The 13,104-nt window shown below is 75.6% G+C and carries 13 protein-coding genes; 9 read left to right on the forward strand and 4 right to left on the reverse strand.

Features of this window, described 5'->3' with window-relative positions; translation table 11 throughout:
• Position 1: 1 nt before the first annotated feature.
• Complete coding sequence (locus FHX36_RS08580; protein WP_183513669.1) at positions 2-853, reverse strand: SCO6745 family protein; 852 nt, start codon at positions 851-853, stop codon at positions 2-4.
• On the reverse strand, positions 850-1,461 hold the full coding sequence (locus tag FHX36_RS08585; RefSeq protein WP_343056587.1) for an HNH endonuclease: 612 nt from the start codon (positions 1,459-1,461) through the stop codon (positions 850-852). The genes FHX36_RS08580 and FHX36_RS08585 overlap by 4 nt, the downstream gene beginning before the upstream one ends.
• A gap of 122 nt (positions 1,462-1,583) precedes the next feature.
• Between FHX36_RS08585 and FHX36_RS08590 the strand changes: the two genes are divergently transcribed.
• The 5 genes from FHX36_RS08590 to FHX36_RS08610 all read left to right on the forward strand — a co-directional run bounded on the left by FHX36_RS08590 (position 1,584) and on the right by FHX36_RS08610 (position 9,048).
• A complete protein-coding gene (locus FHX36_RS08590; RefSeq protein ID WP_183513670.1) occupies positions 1,584-3,662 on the forward strand; it encodes a prolyl oligopeptidase family serine peptidase in 2,079 nt (692 codons plus the stop codon).
• A gap of 227 nt (positions 3,663-3,889) precedes the next feature.
• The gene (locus FHX36_RS08595; RefSeq protein WP_281372007.1) at positions 3,890-5,302 is read left to right on the forward strand and encodes an MFS transporter; all 1,413 of its coding nucleotides are present in this window, start codon (positions 3,890-3,892) and stop codon (positions 5,300-5,302) included.
• Positions 5,299-5,724 (forward strand): globin, encoded by a 426-nt coding sequence (locus tag FHX36_RS08600; protein ID WP_110551878.1) that lies wholly within the window; start codon positions 5,299-5,301, stop codon positions 5,722-5,724. The genes FHX36_RS08595 and FHX36_RS08600 overlap by 4 nt, the downstream gene beginning before the upstream one ends.
• Before the next feature lie 106 nt (positions 5,725-5,830).
• Entirely contained in the window at positions 5,831-7,342 is a 1,512-nt protein-coding gene (locus FHX36_RS08605) for a glycoside hydrolase family 13 protein (protein WP_258372675.1), read from the forward strand.
• 152 nt (positions 7,343-7,494) lie between these two features.
• Positions 7,495-9,048, forward strand: coding sequence for an ATP-binding cassette domain-containing protein (locus FHX36_RS08610; RefSeq protein ID WP_110551880.1), 1,554 nt, complete (start codon positions 7,495-7,497; stop codon positions 9,046-9,048).
• A gap of 164 nt (positions 9,049-9,212) precedes the next feature.
• Here the strand turns inward: FHX36_RS08610 and FHX36_RS08615 are convergent, their stop codons facing one another.
• Complete coding sequence (locus FHX36_RS08615) at positions 9,213-9,581, reverse strand: hypothetical protein (RefSeq protein ID WP_110551881.1); 369 nt, start codon at positions 9,579-9,581, stop codon at positions 9,213-9,215.
• 545 nt (positions 9,582-10,126) lie between these two features.
• Here FHX36_RS08615 and FHX36_RS08620 point away from each other — a divergent pair.
• From FHX36_RS08620 to FHX36_RS08635, 4 genes are read left to right on the forward strand one after another with little or no spacing between them, the layout of a single operon-like run.
• A complete protein-coding gene (locus FHX36_RS08620) occupies positions 10,127-10,693 on the forward strand; it encodes a biotin transporter BioY (protein ID WP_110551882.1) in 567 nt (188 codons plus the stop codon).
• 11 nt (positions 10,694-10,704) lie between these two features.
• Entirely contained in the window at positions 10,705-11,445 is a 741-nt protein-coding gene (locus FHX36_RS08625) for an energy-coupling factor ABC transporter ATP-binding protein (RefSeq protein WP_110551883.1), read from the forward strand.
• Positions 11,442-12,080: an energy-coupling factor transporter transmembrane component T family protein gene (locus tag FHX36_RS08630; RefSeq protein WP_110551884.1), complete on the forward strand. Its 639-nt coding sequence runs from the start codon at positions 11,442-11,444 to the stop codon at positions 12,078-12,080. Before FHX36_RS08625 ends, FHX36_RS08630 begins: the two co-directional genes overlap by 4 nt.
• On the forward strand, positions 12,077-12,616 hold the full coding sequence (locus tag FHX36_RS08635) for an MOSC domain-containing protein (protein WP_110551885.1): 540 nt from the start codon (positions 12,077-12,079) through the stop codon (positions 12,614-12,616). The genes FHX36_RS08630 and FHX36_RS08635 overlap by 4 nt, the downstream gene beginning before the upstream one ends.
• 54 nt (positions 12,617-12,670) lie before the next feature.
• Here the strand turns inward: FHX36_RS08635 and FHX36_RS08640 are convergent, their stop codons facing one another.
• On the reverse strand, positions 12,671-13,075 hold the full coding sequence (locus tag FHX36_RS08640; RefSeq protein WP_110551896.1) for an acyl-CoA thioesterase: 405 nt from the start codon (positions 13,073-13,075) through the stop codon (positions 12,671-12,673).
• Positions 13,076-13,104 lie beyond the last annotated feature (29 nt).

Genomic DNA, 13,104 nt, shown 5'->3' on the forward strand with positions numbered 1-13,104 from the left:
GTCAGGCGGGTTCGGGGACGCCGATGGGGTTGTGCGCCGGCCAGTCGCCGATCGCCACGATCGCGTGCCGCACCGGGCCGAGCAGCTCGGCGAGCCGGTCGCACCCGGCGTCGCCGAGCGCGGCCCACGGCCCCTGCGCGAGCCGGTCGGTGTCGTCCTCCACGGCCGCCCGCACCGCACGGCCCTCGGCGGTCAGCTCCTCGCCGGACACCAGCCCCCGGTCGGTCAGCGCGTCACCGGCCGCCGCCCACTCCTCGGGCGACCAGCCCCGCGCCCGCTGCAGCCACTCCGCCGACGTCGTGCCGGCCGCCGCGGTCAGCACCAGGGCGGGCAGCCCCAGCAGCTCGTGCTGCAGCAGGCTGGCCAGGTGGCCGTCGCCGCGGTGCTCGCGGAGCGTGGTGAGCGCCTGCCACAGCAGCAGGTGCGGCTGGTCGGGCCAGGGCAGCGCGGCGTTGGCCGCGGCCAGCGGGCGGCCGGGGACGTCGACCGCGGCGGCCGCCTCCCGCGCCAGCGAGGCCGCCTCCACGCAGTCGGCGGAGCCCGCCCAGCCCGGCAGCGCCCGCTGCACCGCGGCGTCCACCCCGGCCAGCCGGGCGGCAAGGGCGGCCTCGGGCGGGGTCGTCGTCCACACCTCCGGCACGCGCCGGGCCACGAACGCCGGTGCGAACGACGCGAAGGTCGCCGTCACGAGCTGCGGCCCGACCGGGCCCAGCGGTGCTGCCCGCCCGGCGAAGTAGCCGGCCCAGAAGCCGTGCAGGCCGGCGTCCCGGAACGCCACCCGCGCCTCGTCGGCGAAGTAGGTCAGCGCGTGGAACGGCTCGCCCAGTGCCCAGAGCCGCCGCGCGCCGTTCACGCGCTGACGGAGTCGGGCATGCCCAGCCACTCCCGCCACCGGGGGTCGACCGTGCGGTGCCCGAGCAACCGCCAGGCCGCGCCGCTGGGTGCGCCCGGTGGGTGCGGCAGCGACCAGCCCATCTCGGCGAGCGACCGGTCGGCCTTGGTGTGGTTGCAGCGCCGGCACGCGGCCACGACGTTGTCCCAGGTGTGCGTGCCCCCGCGGCTGCGCGGCACGACGTGGTCGATGCTCGTCGCCGACCCGCCGCAGTACACGCAGGTCGACCCGTCGCGGGTGAACACGGCGCGGCGGGACAGCGGCACCTGCACCGGGTAGGGCACCCGCACGTAGCGGGTCAGCCGCACCACGATGGGCACGGCCAGGGTGATCCGCTCCGCGTGCACCTCGTCGTCGGTCACGTCGACGGCCTCGGCCTTGGCGGCCAGGACGAGCACGATCGCGCGGCGGCTGGAGACCACGCACAACGGCTCGTAGGTGGCGTTGAGCAGGAGCGTCGCCCCGGTGGTCGACGTCGCCGGGGCAGGCGCGCGCGGAGCGAGGGCGAGGTCGTGGCGGGCGCCTGGCTGACCCGGCGCGGACGACGACCCGAGTGCGGTGATCGACACGGGACACCTCCGAGTGCCCCCGGCCACCGACGGCTTCGACAGCCCACGGGCACCCTCATCCTGCACTGTCGGCCTGTGGTACGGGACGGCGACCTGTCGGGGCACCCGGTTACCGTCGGCGGGTGCGCTACCCCGGAGCCCCCCGCCTGGACCTGGTCGAGGAACTGCACGGCCACTCGGTCGCCGACCCCTACCGCTGGCTGGAGGACCCCGCCGACCCACGGACCCAGCAGTGGGCCGCCGAGCAGGACGCGCTGGCCGCCGACCTCCTCGCCGCGCTGCCCGGCCGCCCGGCCTTCGCCGAGCGGCTCGGCGAGCTGGTGCACGCCGGTGCGGTCGGCGTGCCGGTCTGGCGGCGCGGCCGGGCCTTCTCGACCCGTCGCGACCCCGGCCAGGAGCACGCGGTCCTGCGGGTCACCGAGCCCGACGGGACGGTGCGGGTGCTGGTCGACCCCACCGCGCTGGACCCCGCCGGCACGACCACGCTGGACGCCTGGTCCCCCTCGTGGGAGGGCGACCGGCTGGCCTACCAGGTGTCGGTCGGCGGCGACGAGGAGTCGCAGCTGTTCGTGCTGGACGTCGCCACCGGCGAGCTGCTCGAGGGCCCGATCGACCGCTGCCGCTACTCCCCCGTCGCCTGGCTCCCCGGCGGCGACGAGCTGTTCTACGTGCGCCGGCTCGCCCCCAAGCTGTTGCCGGCCGGTGAGGAGCAGTTCCACCGCCGGGTGTGGCGGCACCGGGTGGGCGGCGACCCCGGCTCCGACGTCCTCGTCCACGGCGAGGGCAGCGACCCCTCCACCTACTTCGGCGCCCGCACCAGCGCCGACGGCCGCTGGCTGGTCGTCTCCGCGTCGGTGGGCACCGCCCCGCGGGACGACGTCTGGCTGGCCGACCTGGCCGGCGACGGCGTGCTGCGCGAGCTGCAGGTGGGCGTCGACGCCCAGCTGACCGCCTGGGTGCCCCGCGACGGCCGGCTGTGGCTGCACACCGACCGGGACGCCCCGCGCAGCCGGCTGGTCGTCGCCGACCCCGCGGACCCGGCCACCTGGACGCCGTCGGCCTGGCGGGACGTCGTGCCGCAGCAGCCCGACGGCGTGCTCTCCGACCTGGCCCTGGTCGACGGGCCGGACGGCGGGCTCCAGGTGCTGGCCGTGCACGCCGTCGACGCCACCGACCGGTTGTCGCTGTGGGCGGCCGACGGGTCCGGCCGGCTGGCCGAGGTGACCGACCTCCGGCCGGGCAGCGTGTCCGGGGTCAGCGCTCCTCCCGAGGGCGGCACCACCGCCTGGGTCGGGTTCACCGACTACTCGACCCCGCCGTCCGTGCTGCGCTGGGACGCCACCGCACCCGGCGCGCTGACCTCCTGGGAGCAGGCACCCGTCGCCGGCGCCGTCCCGGACGTGCAGGTGCTGGAGACGCACGCGACGTCCGCCGACGGGACGCCGGTGCACCTGTTCGTGCTGTCGGCGACCGGGACGCCGGACACCCCGCGGCCGACCGTGCTCTACGGCTACGGCGGCTTCAACGTCTCGCTCACCCCGGCCTACAGCGCGCAGGCGCTGGCCTGGGTCGCCGCCGGCGGGGTGTGGGTGGTCGCCAACCTGCGCGGTGGCTCCGAGCACGGCGAGGAGTGGCACCGGGCCGGCATGCGCGAGCGCAAGCAGAACGTGTTCGACGACTTCACCGCCGCGGCCGAGCACCTCGTCGCCGGCGGTTGGACGACGCCGGCCCGGCTCGCCGTGATGGGCGGCTCCAACGGCGGGCTGCTCGTCGGCGCGATGACCACCCAGCACCCGGACCTGGTGGCCGCCGTGGTCTGCAGCGCCCCGCTGCTGGACATGGTGCGGTACGAGCTGTTCGGGCTGGGCCGCACCTGGAACGACGAGTACGGCACGGCCGCCGACCCGGTGGAGCTGGGCTGGCTGCTCGGGTACTCCCCGTACCACCGGGTGGTCGAAGGGACCGCCTACCCGGCGGTGCTGTTCACGACCTTCGAGTCCGACACCCGGGTCGACCCGCTGCACGCCCGCAAGCTCGCCGCCGCGCTGCAGCACGCGACCACCGCCGAGGCGCCCATCGTGCTGCGCCGGGAGCTGTCGGTCGGCCACGGCGCCCGGGCGGTGAGCCGCACGGTCGGGCTGGCCGCCGACCAGCTGGCGTTCCTGGCCGCCCACACCGGGCTGTCGCCGGCCGGGACCTGAGCCCGGTTGCCCTCCACGTCGCCGACCGGCCGGCCAGCCGTCGACCCGCCGGTACCGGAACGCCCCCGGCGCGCCGTCGGCGGGGCGGTCGGGTGGTCGACCGGGCTGCGGTCAGGTGCAACACTCCCCGCCATGAATCGCGCACAGGCGGTGATCCCGCGCCCCGTCCCGGGACGCCGGCTGCGTGATCTGCCGGGCACCGGCCCCGTCGACCGCGCGGGCCCGTCCTGAGCGGGCACCGGACCGGGCGGCGCCGTCCGCCCGGTCGCCCGGCCACGTTCGGCGAGGTCTTCGCCGTCGCGGAGTTCCGCCCGCTGTTCGGCTCCTACCTGCTCTCCACCATCGGCGACGAGCTGGCCCGGGTCGCGCTGACCGTGCTGGTCTACCAGCGCACCGACTCGGCGCTGCTGTCCGCCGTCACGTTCGCCATCAGCTACCTGCCGTGGTTGCTCGGCGGCCCGGTGCTGGCCTCGCTGGCCGACCGGTTCCCGCGCCACCGGGTGCTCATCGCCAGCGACGTCACCCGGGCGCTGCTGGTCGCGCTGATGGCGGTGCCGGGCATGCCGCTGCCGCTGCTGCTCGTGCTGCTGCTGGCGGTCTCGCTGTGCTCACCACCGTTCGAGGCGGCCCGGTCGGCGCTGATGGCCGACGTCCTGCACGGCGACCGGTACGCCGTGGCCACGGCCCTGACCGGCATCACCGCGCAGGTCTCCCAGCTCTTCGGGTTCGTGATCGGCGGCGTCCTGCTGGTCAGCTTCTCCCCCTCGGTCGCCCTGCTCATCGACGCGGCCACCTTCGCGGTCTCCGCGGTCTGGCTGGCGCTGCGCCTGCAGCGGCGGCCGGCGCCGGTGCCCGAGGCCGCCGACGGGGTCGACCGGTCGCTGTGGGCGGCCACCGCGAGCGGCGTGCGGCTGATCGCCGCCGCCCCGCGGCTGCGCGCGATCGTGGGCCTCACCTGGGTGGCCGCGCTCTTCGTCAACGCACCGGAGGGCGTGGCCACCCCGCTGGCCCTGCAGGTGCAGGGGACGATCGCGGCGACCGGGCTGCTGCTGGCCGCCAACCCGGCCGGCACCGCGCTGGGCGGGCTGGTGGTCGGCCGGTTCTGCCCGCCGGACCTCCGCGACCGGCTGCTCGCCCCGCTGCTGGCGCTGTCCCTCGTCGGGGTGCTGCTGGCCGGCCTGGTGCCGCTGGTGCTCGACCGCGGCGCCGCCTCCTACGTCGCGGTGCTGGCGCTGCTCTTCCTGGCCGGGGTCGGCGGGGCCTGCAGCATCCCGCTCAACGTCGCCTTCGTCCAGGCGGTGCCGAGCGCCTACCGGGGCCGGGCCTTCGGCGTCGCCGGGGCCGGGCTGGCCGGTGTCCAGGGACTCGGCGTCGTCCTCGCCGGGCTGGGCGCGGAGGCGCTGGCCCCGAGCACGGTGGTCGCCCTCTGCGGGGCGGTCGGCCTGCTCGCCGTCGCCGGCCCGCTGCTCGCGCTGCGCCGGGCGCCGCTGCCCGCCACCGCCACCGCCACCGCCACCGCCACCGCCACCGCCACCGCCACCGCCACCGCCACCGCCACCGCCACCGCCACCGCCACCGCCGGAGGAGACACGGCCCACGTGGCCTCGGTGTCCGGTGCTGAGGGACGATCGGGGGCATGAGCCAGTCGCTGCCGTCGGCGCGCACCTTCTACGACGAGATCGGTGGGGAGCCGACGTTCCGCACCCTCGTCGCGCGCTTCTACGCCGGCGTGCGCGAGGACCCGGTGCTCCGGCCGATGTACCCGGCCGACGACTGGGAGGGCGCGGAGACCCGGCTGCGGATGTTCCTGGAGCAGTACTGGGGCGGCCCGCGCACCTACTCGGAGGGCCGCGGCCACCCCCGGCTGCGGATGCGGCACGCGCCGTTCGCGATCGACGACAAGGCCCGCGACGCGTGGCTGACGCACATGCGCACCGCGGTGGACTCGCTGGAGCTGCCCGACGAGCAGGACGCCACGTTGTGGGGTTACCTGGAGATGGCGGCCCGCAGCATGCAGAACCGCTGGCCCGACGAGGCCGGCGGCACGCTCGGGACGCCCTGACCCCGACCCACCCCCGCCCAGGGAGCCCCCGCTGAGCCAGCACCCGACGTCCCTGCCCGGCAGCAGCGCCACCTGGTGGCGGAACGCCGTCTTCTACCAGGTCTACGTGCGCAGCTTCGCCGACGAGACCGGCGACGGAGTCGGCGACCTGGCCGGCATCCGGTCCCGGCTGCCCTACCTCGCCGAGCTCGGCGTCGACGCCCTGTGGATCACGCCGTTCTACCCCTCCCCGATGGCCGACCACGGCTACGACGTCGCCGACCCCCGCGACGTGGAGCCGGTGTTCGGCGACCTGGCCGGCTTCGACGCGCTGCTGGCCGACGCCCACGCGCTGGGCATCCGGGTGACCATCGACCTGGTCCCCAACCACAGCTCGCACGACCACGAGTGGTTCCAGGAGGCGCTGGGGTCGCCGCCCGGCTCACCGGCCCGGGCGCGGTACCTGTTCCGGGACGGCCGGGGCCCGGAGGGCAGCGAGCCGCCGAACAACTGGCCCTCGGTCTTCGGCGGCCCGGCGTGGACCCGGGTGCCCGACGGGCAGTGGTACCTGCACCTGTTCGCCCCCGAGCAGCCCGACCTGGACTACACCAACCCCGAGGTCGTCGCCGACCTGGAGGAGACGCTGCACTTCTGGCTGGACCGCGGGGTCGACGGGTTCCGGATCGACGTCGCCCACGGCATGGCCAAGCCGGCGGGCCTGCCGGACATGGTCCCGGCCGAGGACACCGGGCTGTTCGCCGACGACGGCCCCGGCGACCTGCGCTTCGACCAGGACCAGGTGCACCTGCTGCACCGCCGGGTGCGCGCGGTGCTGGACCAGTACCCGGACCGGATGGCGGTCGGCGAGGTGTGGGTCTTCGACGACGAGCGGCTGGCCCAGTACCTGCGCCCCGACGAGCTGCACCTGGCCTTCAACTTCCGGCTGCTGACCGCCGAGTGGGACCCCACCGAGCTGCGGACGGCGGTGGAGCACTCGCTGGCCACGGTGGCGTCCACCCCCGCGCCGGCGTGCTGGGTGCTGTCCAACCACGACCGGCCCCGGCACGTCACCCGCTACGGCGGCGGCGAGGTCGGCACCCGGCGGGCCCGGGCCGCGGCCCTGCTGCAGCTGGCGCTGCCGGGCGTGGCCTACGTCTACAACGGCGACGAGCTCGGCATGCCCGACGTCGACCTGCCCGACGAGGTGCTGCAGGACCCGATCTGGGAGCGCTCCGGGCACACCGAGCGCGGCCGCGACGGCTGCCGGGTGCCGGTGCCGTGGTCCGGTGACCAGCCGCCGTACGGCTTCTCCAGCACCGCGAGCACCTGGCTGCCCATGCCGGCCGGCTGGGGACCGCTCACCGCCGAGGCGCAGGCCGGCGACCCCGACTCGATGCTGTCGCTGTACCGGGTCGCGCTGGCGCTGCGGCGCACCTCCCCCGCCTTCGCCGGCGACGGGCTGGACTGGCTGCCGGCGCCGGACGGGTGCCTGGCGTTCCGCCGTCCCGGTGGGCTGGTCTGCCTGCTCAACACGTCCGGTGGGCCGGTGCCGCTGCCGGAGGGTCAGGTGCTGCTGGCCAGCGAGCCGATCGGCGACGGTCAGGTGCCGGCGGACGGCGCCGTCTGGCTGCGCTCCTAGGGGCCTCCGCGCGCCGCCCGCGACCCGCCGTCCCGGGAGGCGCGCCACGGTCCGGCAGGTAGCATCCATGTAGTTACACAGCGTCGCGGGGGGCGCTGCAACCGTCGTCTCCCGGTCGTTCCGGGGACGTCTCCGGGGGAGGTCCGCCGCTCATGCCGTTGCTGCAGGTCGAGCACCTGACGAAGTCCTTCGGGGCCCGTCGCGTCCTGCGGGACGTCACGTTCTCCCTCGCCGAGGGGGAGGTCGTCGGGCTGGTCGGCACCAACGGGGCGGGCAAGTCGACCCTCGGCGACATCCTGGCCGGTGGCACCGCCGCCGACGGCGGCACCATGACGCTGCTGGACCACCCGTACGCCCCGCTGTCGGCGCACGACGCCCGCCACCTGGGCGTCGGGGTCGTCGAGCAGCTGGTCCGCATCGACCCCGGCCTCACCGTCGCCCAGGCCGTCTTCCGCGGGACGGCGCAGGCCGGCCGCCCGCAGGCCGAGCTGCGCCGGCAGGCCCAGGTGCTGCTGGCCGAGGTCGCCCTGGAGGTCGACCCGGACACCCTGGTCGGCGAGCTCCCGCACTTCGTCCACGGGGTGGTCGAGATCGCCCGCGTGCTCGCCGAGGACACCCGGCTGGTGGTGCTGGACGAGGTGTCCGCGGCGCTGCTGCCCGTGGAGGTCGAGGGCCTGCACGCCGTCACCGGCCGGCTCAGCCGCCAGGGCCGGGGCGTCCTCTACATCAGCCACCGGCTGCCGGAGATGCTGGCGGTGGTCGACCGGGTGCTCGTGCTGCGCGACGGCCGGATCGCCCTGGACAGCCCGGCCGACGCGCTGGACCCGGTCCGGCTCGCCGCCGAGACCGTGGGCGAGCCGGTGGTGTCGCCCGCGCCGCGGAGGTCCCCGGCTGCCCCCGCTGCCCCGGTGGTCGCGGTGGAGGCCCCGGTCGTGAGCCCCGCGCCGCGGCCGGCACCGGCCGAGGAGGTGGTCCTGGAGGTGCGCAACCTCCGGGTGCCCGGCGCCGTGTCCGGTGTCGACCTGCTGGTGCGCCGGGGCGAGGTCATCGGGCTGACCGGTCACCGCGGCTCCGGCGTCGGCGAGATCGCCGAGGCCCTGTCCGGCGAGCTGCCGGCGATCACCGACGAGCTGCTGCTGCACGGCGAGCACCGGTCGCTGGGCTCTCCGGACGACGACGGCACGCTGCGACTGCCCGCCTACCGCCCCGACGAGGACGCCTACGGGGTCGACCCCGGCGAGACCATCGCCCGGACGCTCACCCAGGAGCGCTGGGGTGCGCTGACCGACCTGCGCAAGGAGATCGCCACGCTGCGCGGGGTGATCCGCACCGTCCACCAGATGGACGTCAAGACGCTGAGCATCCGGACCATGTTCGGGGCGCTCTCCGGCGGTGACCAGCACAAGATCGCGCTGGCCCGGTGGATGGCCACCTCGGCCCGGGACGTCGTCGTGCTGCACGAGCCCACCCGCGGTCTCGACGTCCGGGCCCGCCAGCAGGTGCGCCGGATGCTGGACGACGCGACCGCGCAGGGGACGTCGGTCGTCGTCGTCTCCGTGGACCCCGACGAGCTCGCCGAGTGCTGCGACCGGGTGGGCATCGTGTCCGACGGCCGGGTGGCCCGCTGGATCGACACCGACGGGCTGTCGGTGGACGCGCTCCGCGACCGCATCACCGAGGCCACCGCCACCGCCAGCGCGGCCTGAGGACCGTCGCCGCCCGAGAGCCGGCGCGGCTCCTGCCGGCGACCGCTGTGCCGGCGCCGCCTGTCGGGCGCCGCTCGTGCTGGTGCCGCGTGCGCGGCGGTGCCGACGCCCTCCCCGACCCCCGTCCGGGAGGGGCGTCGGCACCGATCGCTCGGGGCCTCGGCTCAGACGGCCACGCTGGTGGCGACCGCCCGCAGCTTGTGCCGGGCCAGCGCCAGGTTCGCCGTCACCCGGTTGAGCACCAGGTAGATGAACAGGCCGCTGTTGCCCTGGCCCTTGAGCACGTTGATCAGGTGGTACTGGCCCTGCAGCGTGATCAGGACGTCCTCGATCTCGTCCTTGAGCTCGAGGTCGGAGATGGTGCGGAGCTTCGCCCGCACCACGTTGGAGTTCCCGGCGGCGGCGACGTTGAGGTCGAAGCCGGGGGTGCCGCCGGCGGCGAGGGCCATGCCGCTGTCGATGTCGACGATCGCAGCGCCGCTGGCGCCTTCGATCGCGAGCAGGTCGGCGATGACTTGGTCGAGTTGTGCCACGGGTGGGGCTCCTGTCGTTCTCGGTGGGGGACGCAGCGGGGTGCTGCGCACCGGGTCAGGTGACCCGGGTCGACCGGACGGGCCGGACGTCTGGGTGTGCACGGGGCTCCGGGGCGGCGGCAGTGCCGGCCCGGCGTGCGACGCCCCCTCGGCGGTGGCGGGTGGGCCGGTGGGCGGCTCCGGCCGGGGACCCTCGTCGGGCCCGTCGTCCGGCTGCCGCGCGGGCTCCGCGGAGGAGCTCTGCGGCAACGGGCGCGTCCACCACCACAGCGACGCCCACCACCCGGTTGCCATGCCTTGTTCCGCCTTCGCCGAGGGGCTCAGGACCCCAGACAACACGTCCTCGGGAGGCCCAGCAAACCGGTGGGCGTACCTGCAGGTGAGCGACCCGCCACGCGCAGCGATCACCCCGGAGCGCCTCCGAGCAGCGGTCCCGGGACCCACCGTGCCCCGCTGCCCGCCGCCCGGCAGCCGCGCGCGGCTGCACCTCCGGTACCTTCCGCCGAGGGCGTCCGAGCCCACCCGCCGCCTGTGGAGGAGCCGTCGTGAAGACCCGTGACCTCGCGTACGTCGCCCTCTTCGCCGCGATCGTGGCCGTGCTCGGGCTCATCCCGCCGATCGCCGTCCCGCTGGTGCCGGTGCCGATCACGGCGCAGACCCTCGGCGTGATGCTCGCCGGCTCGGTGCTCGGCGCCAAGCGCGGCGGCCTGGCGCTGCTGCTCTTCCTGGCGGTGGTCGCCGTGGGCGCCCCGGTGCTCTCCGGCGGGAACGGCGGGCTCGGGGTCTTCGTCGGCCCGACCGCCGGGTACCTCTACAGCTGGCCGATCGCCGCGTTCGTCATCGGGCTGCTCACCCAGCTGTTCTGGCGGCGCTTCAACGCCGCCTACTCGTTCCTCGCCAACGTGATCGGCGGCATCGTCGTCGTCTACGCCATCGGCATCCCGTTCACCAGCGTCTACGCCGACGTCTCGCTGAGCGCGTCGTTCGTCGGGTCGTTCTCCTTCATCCCCGGCGACCTGGTCAAGGCCTTCATCGCCGCGCTGGTGGCCGACGGCGTCCGGCGCTCGTACCCGGTGATCGAGCTGCCCGCCCGGCAGCCGGCCCACCACTGACCCCCTCCGCCGTGGCCCGACCGTGGCGGCGGGCCGCACCGGAGCCGGCCGAGGACCCCGCCGTCCGCCCCCGGTCGGCGCTCGAGCTGGTCGACGTCGGGCACAGCTACGGCGACCGGGTGGTGCTGCGCGACCTGTCGCTGGTGCTCGCCGAGCACCGGGTCGGGGTGATCGGCGGCAACGGGTCGGGCAAGAGCACCTTCGCCCGGCTGCTGAACGGGCTGGTGGTGCCCACCTCGGGCCGGGTGCTGGTCGACGGCCTGGACACCGCCACCGACCTGCGCGCGGTGCGGCGCCGGGTCGGGTTCGTCTTCCAGGACCCCGATGCGCAGATCGTGCACCCGACCGTGGCCGAGGACGTCGCCTTCGGCCTGCAGAACCAGCGCGTGCCGGCGGCCGAGCGTGAGCAGCGGGTGGCCGAGGTGCTCGACCGCTACGGCCTGTCCGGGCACGCCGACCACCCGGCGCACCTGCTCTCCGGCGGTCAGAAGCAGCTGCTGGCGATCGCCGGGGTGCTGGTGATGCGGCCGGCCCGGGTCGTGTTCGACGAGCCGACGACCCTGCTGGACCTGGCCAACCGGCGGCACGTCGCCCGGGTCGTCGAGCAGCTCGACCAGGACGTCGTCATGGTCACCCACGACCTGGACCTGCTGACCGGGTTCGACCGGGTGCTCGTCGTGGAGGACGGCCGGGTGGTGGCCGACGGGACGCCGGCCGAGACCGTCCCCTGGTACGTGGCGCGGATGACGTGAGCGCGCTCGCCCTGCACTCCCCCGTGGCCGGCCCGCTGCACCGCACGCCGGCCGGCCTGAAGCTGGCGGTCCTGGCCGCGCTCAGCGTGCTGCTGTTCGTGGTGCCCGAGCTGCCGGTGGCGGGCACCGCGCTGGCGGTGGTCGTCGTCCTGGCGCTGGCCGGGGCACGGCTGACCGCGCGGCAGCTGCTCGCGCAGCTGCGGCCGGTGTGGCCGTGGCTGGTCGGCCTGCTGGTGTTCCACGTCGTCGTCACCGACCTGGCGACGGGGGCGCTCGCCGTCGTGCGGCTGGCGACCCTGGTGCTGGCCGCGGCGGTGGTGACCGCGACGAGCAAGGTGGCCGAGCTGGTCGCGGTGATCGAGTGGCTGTGCGCCCCGCTGCGGCTGCTGGGGGTGCGCCCGGCCCGGATCGGCCTGGCGGTGGCGATGACGCTGCGGTTCATCCCGGTGGTCGCCGAGCGGGCCGAGCGCATCCGGGAGGCGCAGGCCGCCCGCGGGTCGGCCCGGCCGGCGTTCCTCATGCTGGTGCCGCTGCTGGTGCAGGTGCTGCAGATGGCGCACACCACCGCCGAGGCGCTGGACGCCCGTGGCGCGGACGACGAGGCCCCACCCCGGCCGATCTGGCGGCGGGCGTGACCGGCCGGGTGCTGGAGGTCTGGACGGCGCCCGCGGCCGCGGCTCCGATGCAGCGCACCTCCTCGGTGGAGGCGGTCGCCGGTGTGGGGCTGGCGGGCGACCGGTACGCGCTGGGCGGCGGGACGTGGGCGTCCTACCCGCTGCAGGAGAAGCAGGTGACGCTGATCGACGCCGACGAGGTCGCCGCGGTGGCCGTCGAGGCCGGCGTCCCGCTCACCCCGGGCCTGACCCGGCGCAACGTCGTCACCCGCGGGATCGCGCTGCCCTCGCTGGTCGGGCAGTACTTCGCGGTCGGCGACGTGCTGCTGTTCGGCACCAAGCGCTGCCCACCGTGCACCCACCTGGAGCGGCTGACCGGCTGGCGGCTGGTCAAGGCGCTGGCCGCCCGGGGCGGGGTGAACGCTGCGGTGTTCGTCGGTGGCCCGGTGCGCGAGGGCGACGCCGTCCGGCTGGTGCCCGATGCCGAGGCAGCCGACCGAGGAGCGCCGGTGGGCGCGGACCGGCCGGTGCCGCGGATCGTCGCCCTGCCCGACTGACTCGGGCCGGGTCTCGACGCCGGATGCTGGCCGGGTTTCGGCGCCGAATGCTGGTCAGTCCTCCAGGTACTTGGCGAGGAAGACCTTCTCCTCCGGGGTGAGCCGGCGCGGCCGGTTCAGCGCGAAGTCGACCGGCACGAGCAGGGTGCTGCCGGTGACGGCGAGCTGCCCGTGGTCGAACAGCTCGTAGTGGCAGGTGAAGGCCGCGGCCCGCACGTTCGACACCCAGATCTGCACCTCGAGCGGCTCGGCGTCGTAGACCACCGAGCGCTTGTAGGCGATCTCGTGCGAGGCCACCACGATGCCGCGCCGCAGCCCGGTCTTCTCGTCGTGGGTCGGCTGGTCGAAGAAGAGGTCGACGCGGGCCATCTCGAAGTAGCCGAGGAAGGCCACGTTGTTGATGTGCTGGTAGGCGTCCATGTCCGACCAGCGCATCGGGACCGCCACGGTGTGCCTCACGGCGGTCACCTTGCCGTACGCCCACCTTG

Origin of the sequence: Modestobacter versicolor (assembly GCF_014195485.1) — a bacterium.
Classification (GTDB): Bacteria; Actinomycetota; Actinomycetes; order Mycobacteriales; family Geodermatophilaceae; genus Modestobacter; species Modestobacter versicolor.

Excerpts from the sequence above, each read along its gene's own strand:
- FHX36_RS08610 (WP_110551880.1), top strand. The coding sequence starts at position 7,495 with ATGCCGTTGCTGCAGGTCGAGCACCTGACGAAGTCCTTCGGGGCCCGT.
- FHX36_RS08600 (WP_110551878.1), top strand. The coding sequence starts at position 5,299 with ATGAGCCAGTCGCTGCCGTCGGCGCGCACCTTCTACGACGAGATCGGT.